Origin of the sequence: Streptococcus mitis, assembly GCF_009496285.1 — a bacterium.
Taxonomy (GTDB): Bacteria; Bacillota; Bacilli; order Lactobacillales; family Streptococcaceae; genus Streptococcus; species Streptococcus mitis_BP.
Window position 1 is genome coordinate 1 of record NZ_WIJK01000053.1, and the last position, 1,415, is coordinate 1,415.

At 37.0% G+C, this 1,415-nt stretch carries 1 protein-coding gene; it reads left to right on the plus strand.

The window, feature by feature from the left end; translation table 11 throughout:
* Positions 1 to 124: 124 nt before the first annotated feature.
* A complete protein-coding gene (locus tag GEZ89_RS09455) occupies positions 125 to 1,381 on the plus strand; it encodes an ISL3 family transposase (RefSeq protein WP_153225811.1) in 1,257 nt (418 codons plus the stop codon).
* Positions 1,382 to 1,415 lie beyond the last annotated feature (34 nt).

Below are 1,415 nucleotides of genomic sequence, written 5' to 3' on the forward strand. Positions count from 1 at the left end.
GGCTCTATAATATTTGTAGTGGTTAAATCCCCTATAGATATTATGGAGCCTATTTTGTTGTAGAAAAAAAGTCCCATATGACCTATAATGAAAAGCGACAAAACAACTCATTAGAAAGATTCATATGGAACAATTACATTTTATCACAAAACTCCTTGATATTAAAGACCCAAACATCAAGATTGTAGATATCATCAATATGGATACTCACAAAGAAATCAGCGCTAAACTGGATTATGAGGCTCCATCTTGCCCTGAGTGCGGATGTCAAATGAAGAAATATGACTTCCAAAAACCGTCGAAAATTCCTTATCTTGAAACAACTGGTATGCCTACTAGAATCCTCCTTAGAAAGCGTCGATTCAAGTGCTATCATTGCTCGAAAATGATGGTCGCTGAGACTTCTATCGTCAAGAAGAATCATCAAATTCCTCGTATTATCAACCAAAAAATTGCGCAAAAGTTAATTGAAAAGACTTCTATGACTGATATTGCCCATCAGCTATCCATTTCAACTTCAACTGTCATTCGTAAACTCAATGACTTTCACTTTAAGCATGATTTTTCTCGTCTTCCAGAGATTATGTCTTGGGACGAGTACGCCTTTACTAAGGGAAAGATGAGCTTTATTGCACAAGATTTTGATAATCTCAACATCATCACTGTTCTTGAAGGCAGAACACAAGCTATCATCCGCAATCACTTTCTTCGCTACGATAGAGCGGTTCGCTGTCAGGTGAAAATCATTACTATGGATATGTTTAGTCCTTACTATAACTTGGCTAAACAGCTTTTTCCTTATGCTAAAATCGTTCTAGATCGTTTTCACATTGTGCAACATCTTAGCCGTGCTATGAGTCGTGTCCGTGTTCAAATCATGAATCAATTTGATAGAAAATCCCATGAATACAAAGCTATCAAGCGCTACTGGAAGCTCATTCAACAGGATAGTCGTAAACTAAGTGATAAACGTTTTTATCGCCCTACTTTTCGCATGCACTTAACAAATAAGGAGATTCTAGACAAGCTTTTGAGCTATTCAGAAGACTTGAGACACCACTATAATCTCTATCAGCTCTTGCTTTTTCACTTTCAGAACAAGGAGCCAGACAAATTTTTCGGACTCATTGAGGACAATCTTAAACAGGTTCATCCTCTTTTTCAGACTGTCTTTAAGACATTTCTCAAGGACAAAGAGAAAATTGTCAACGCCCTTCAACTACCCTATTCCAACGCCAAATTGGAAGCGACCAATAATCTCGTTAAACTTATCAAACGAAATGCCTTTGGATTTCGGAACTTTGACAACTTTAAGAAACGAATTTTCATCGCTCTGAATATAAAAATGAAGAGGACATCAATTGTCCTCTCCAGATGTTAGTTTTTATTCAACCCACTACAGTTGACAATGAGCC

Excerpts from the sequence above, each read along its gene's own strand:
- GEZ89_RS09455 (WP_153225811.1), top strand. The coding sequence starts at position 125 with ATGGAACAATTACATTTTATCACAAAACTCCTTGATATTAAAGACCCA.